General features: G+C 50.5%; 6 protein-coding genes. 2 read left to right on the top strand and 4 right to left on the bottom strand.

Annotated features, from left to right (window positions below):
* On the top strand, positions 1 to 355 hold a 355-nt coding region (locus tag V6D20_15325; protein ID HEY9817151.1), incomplete at its 5' end, for an SLC13 family permease.
* A complete protein-coding gene (locus tag V6D20_15320; GenBank protein ID HEY9817150.1) occupies positions 345 to 971 on the top strand; it encodes an exopolysaccharide biosynthesis protein in 627 nt (208 codons plus the stop codon). The genes V6D20_15325 and V6D20_15320, both read left to right, overlap by 11 nt.
* A gap of 319 nt (positions 972 to 1,290) precedes the next feature.
* Here the strand turns inward: V6D20_15320 and V6D20_15315 are convergent, their stop codons facing one another.
* The 4 genes from V6D20_15315 to V6D20_15300 all read right to left on the bottom strand — a co-directional run bounded on the left by V6D20_15315 (position 1,291) and on the right by V6D20_15300 (position 3,642).
* Entirely contained in the window at positions 1,291 to 1,389 is a 99-nt protein-coding gene (locus tag V6D20_15315) for a tetratricopeptide repeat protein (protein ID HEY9817149.1), read from the bottom strand.
* Between the two features lie 3 nt (positions 1,390 to 1,392).
* Positions 1,393 to 1,578: a hypothetical protein gene (locus V6D20_15310; protein HEY9817148.1), complete on the bottom strand. Its 186-nt coding sequence runs from the start codon at positions 1,576 to 1,578 to the stop codon at positions 1,393 to 1,395.
* Between the two features lie 211 nt (positions 1,579 to 1,789).
* Positions 1,790 to 2,203: an ACT domain-containing protein gene (locus V6D20_15305; protein ID HEY9817147.1), complete on the bottom strand. Its 414-nt coding sequence runs from the start codon at positions 2,201 to 2,203 to the stop codon at positions 1,790 to 1,792.
* Positions 2,204 to 2,556: 353 nt separating this feature from the next.
* A complete protein-coding gene (locus V6D20_15300; protein ID HEY9817146.1) occupies positions 2,557 to 3,642 on the bottom strand; it encodes an aliphatic amidase in 1,086 nt (361 codons plus the stop codon).
* Between the last annotated feature and the right edge of the window lie 502 nt (positions 3,643 to 4,144).

The raw sequence follows: 4,144 nt of genomic DNA, 5'->3' as shown, positions 1-4,144 counted from the left end.
GGATCAGCTCGTCAACCTAGGCAGTGCCTGGTCTGGCTATGCCCTGCTGACGCTCTTTTTTGTGCTGACTTCTCTAGTGACCGAAATTTTATCCAACAATGCCTGCGTGGTCTTGCTCCTGCCCATCGCTGCTAAGGTGGCCGAGTCGCTCATCTTCAATCCCTATGCATTTATGTTCACCGTGATGTTTGCGGCATCGAATAGCTTTATGACGCCCATTGGCTACCAGACCAATACCATGGTCTATGGCCCCGGCGGCTACCGATTTGTCGATTTTCTGCGGGTTGGTACGCCTCTAAACATCCTCATGGCCCTGATCACTCCCCCTCTAATCATTGCAGTGTATGGACTCTAATGCGCCCCCGTCTCGGTTTTCCCAAGATATCCAATCCCTGCTAGAAAGGCTGGCCGACCAGCCGCTGACCCTAGCCCACGTGCTCAGTGACACCGCCGAGCGGAGCTTTTGCTTAGTGATTGGCTTACTGGTGCTACCGTTTCTCTTCCCTATGCCGCCGGGGTTCACGACCATTTTGGGGTCAGCCTGCCTGCTGCTGTCGATACAAATGGCGGTGGGGCGAAAATCACCTTGGCTGCCCCGCCGCATGGCTCAGTTTCAGTTTCCCTCACTACTGGCGCGGCAGGTGCTGAGCAACCTCAGGCGGGTGACTCGCCTAAGCGAACGGTTTGTGCGGCCTCGTTTTAGCCAGTTGGCCCATAGCGCTCCAGCGTGGCACATCAATGGGGCTTGCATCAGTTGGTTGACCCTTTTGCTGATGTGCCCAATACCTATGACCAATCCCATACCCACCGTCGGCATTCTGATCTTTGTGGTGGCGATGCTGGAAGCGGATGGTGTGATCATGGTTCTGGGTTACGTAGCGACCGGGCTGATTACAACGATGTTTGGTCTGCTGGGTTATGGGTTGTGGCGATCGCCTGACCTTTTCCTGCGCTGGTTTGGGGGAGGTTAACTAATCCAGCTATGACTTATCTTAACCTCAGTTCGGGTTAAGCAGACTGAGGTTTTGTAGAAGACAATGGCGAGTTCGGGCTGTTCTTATTGAGCCAGTAGATTTCCGATAGCGCTGAGGCACAAACCTTCCCCAGACCGATCGCCAATCTCCTAGGCAATGGCTAGACGGTGTTGCTGAACTGGGAGATGAACCTCTAGTTACAGCCTCTGAACCTCCATGCAATATGTTGCGGAATCATACTGCTATTCAGCAACGCCAAGAATTTTAGCTCCCTCTCCCTAGCAAGAAGGGTTGGGGATGAGGGCAGTTCATCCTGCTATCCAGCAATGCCGGCTAGACATTGTCCATAGAAATCAATGGCGCGTTCGTATTGACCGCGACGACTGTAAGCAACGCCCAAACTGCCTAGCGCCATTCCTTACTGGCTGACATAATACTGTTGAATACCTTGTTCAAGAAGGCGATTCGCTTCATCGAGGTGGGCGGTGTCCGAAGATAGGGCTTCTTGAGCGATCGCGCGTTCCGGGAGCAGCACCATGGCGTCGGGGATAACCAGGGTCAGCAGAGTTGAAGCCATTAGGAAGAACCAGAGATGAGGTTTCATGGGAAGCAGAATCCTAAAACAGGCATGACGTTGTTTACGGGGCAACATAGTCCACCGCCATTATCACCTATGCAGTGCGGTAGACCCATGCCACCTATGCGACTCTTCCCCGCGCTCCTTCGTGGCCTCCCTAGATCGGTTCTCCAGCTTGCCATTGATCCAGGAATGGCTGAACTGAAATGCCAACGGTGACGTATCTAAAAGGCGATTCCTACTGACCGGACTGAGCCAAGGTGTGAAGGCAGTTCAACACCGTATCCGCTTGGACAACCGGTACAAATAGATGATCGTGGTAGTAGGCAGACACCGGATTCACGCTGATGCCTTCACGGGCCAGGGCTTGGGTGATAGTTGCCAGAAACCCTACGGCGTCGAGGCTAGAGTGAACGGAGAGCGTAATCATTGAGAAAATGGTGCCATAGGGCAGGTGATGGGCATCGGCGCTAGGGCGGGGCAGAATGAGAGTTAGTCCCTCGGCTTCCTGAAACAGCCCGATGGGATCGAAGGCGATACATTGGGCCATCGATGCTTGAACGGTACAAAAGACATACTCTCCCTCCTGTTTGACTGGTGTCATGGAGGTGAGCAGGGTCGCGAGATCGGTTTTGCCAGATATAGGGGACATGATGGAGATAGGGTGAACGTTACTCTAGCCCTTTTTAGTTTTAGAATATCTACTGATCTTAGCTTTTTTTCTTTGGGACAGGGATTTGGGGCTTTGGCGTCATCTCATACTAAATCCGGTTAGACACACGATGCATTTAGGACAGCGGCAGCATCCAGATGTTGGTAGCCCCCTTGCCCAAGGGACGGCGAAGCGGGGGACTGAGCGCAGGATGCCTCAACGATGAACCTTCAACTAGACTTGATAGGACTATAGCAATATCATGATTTAATCTGAAAATAAGAAACCGTAGCCAAAATGGTTGACTACGGTATAAGGTAACGTGTTGGATCGTCAGGATTCTGTTGCCTAAACTAGCCGTTGGTGGAAACTGATACGGGGGATGATTGAGCCTTTTGAGTAGGAGCTGGCACGGTCTTGGTTGGTAGTCCTTCAATAGGACATTCCTCAGTACCCACGGTTGGGCGGGTCAGTGCCTCTACATTTTCTTTCACCTTCTTCGGATCAAGAACCCAGTCGCGGTAGAACTGGTAGGGACATTCTGCCATGCCCTCGCTACCATCTCCGGAGTTGAGCATACCAGTGTAGCCACGGTGCAGCAGCTTGAAGAGATGGTTCTGCGACTGAGAGTTCTTACGGAAGTCGCGGATGGCAAACTTCGACAACGCCGCGTACTGAATGCCGTTTTCTTCCTCTCCACATTCACCTAAGGTGCGCCCATCAAAACCAACGACAGCAGAATGGCCAAAGTAGCTATAGACGCCGTCGAAACCCGCGGCATTGGCAACAGCAACGTAGACATTATTCATCCAGGCCATGGCCTTGGATACCATCACCTGCTGATCCTTAGCCGGATACATATAGCCTTGGCAACGGATAATCAGTTCTGCACCCTTCATGGTACAGTCGCGCCAGATCTCCGGATAATTGCCGTCATCACAAATGATCAAGCTAATTTTCAGACCCTTCGGCCCATCCGAAACATAGGTGCAATTACCTGGATACCAACCTTCAATGGGCGTCCAAGGCATGATCTTGCGGTACTTTTGAACAATCTCGCCTTGATCATTCATTAAGATCAAGGTGTTGTAGGGTACCTTGTTAGGATGATCTTCATGACGCTCACCTGTTAGAGAAAAGACGCCCCACACTTTATTGCGAATACAGGCTTCTGCGAAAATATCTGTTTCTGGCCCAGGAATGGATGCTGCATTCTCCATCATTTCCTTCGGGTCATACATGATGCCGTGGGTGGAGTATTCTGGAAAGATCACCAGATCCATACCGGGCAACCCCAACTTCATCCCATCAATCATGGATGCAATATTCTTGCAGTTTGCAAGGATCTCATCTTTAGTATGCAGCCGTGGCATTTTGTAATTGACAACTGCAACACCAACTGCATCATCGCTGGAAGAAATATCGCCGTGGTAAGACATGTTAAGCTCCAGTTCATGTTTCTTGCATGTACAAGCAACGAATGTGAGGGCAGCACTCCTCCAATGTCGCTATTGACAAAACTTACTTGCACCCAGCTATCGCAAGCACCGCCTACATCTGAGACATTTAACGGTTCAAGGTATAGTAGGTGACTGTACTTTCTTAGAAAATCACAGAGTTAATGATGTCATTGTAGAGAACATCAACTGTTAAATTTGTATCTAGTTTTACACAAAATAGTTAAGTGCCTAACTATTTTGTGTGTGATTCACCGGAACAGCCTAGATCTTCACCGAGATCTACCTCGAACCACCAACGGCATCTCTATCCTCAAAAAGTTTAGACCTAATTGTAAAGCCGTATACAGCGCGGTCATCATAACTGCTGCGTGTCTTCGAGCGTTAGGGCATGAGGCGATCGCTTCCCTACAACCCACGTCAAATTGTCCAGAGTCTTACATCAACCGTAGGTTGATGTAAGTGTGGCTACGGAAGGTAGGAT

The organism is Candidatus Obscuribacterales bacterium, assembly GCA_036703605.1.
Classification (GTDB): Bacteria; Cyanobacteriota; Cyanobacteriia; order RECH01; family RECH01; genus RECH01.
The sequence above is the reverse complement of the archived record's forward strand: the minus strand, read 5'-3'. Positions and strand labels throughout refer to the sequence as shown.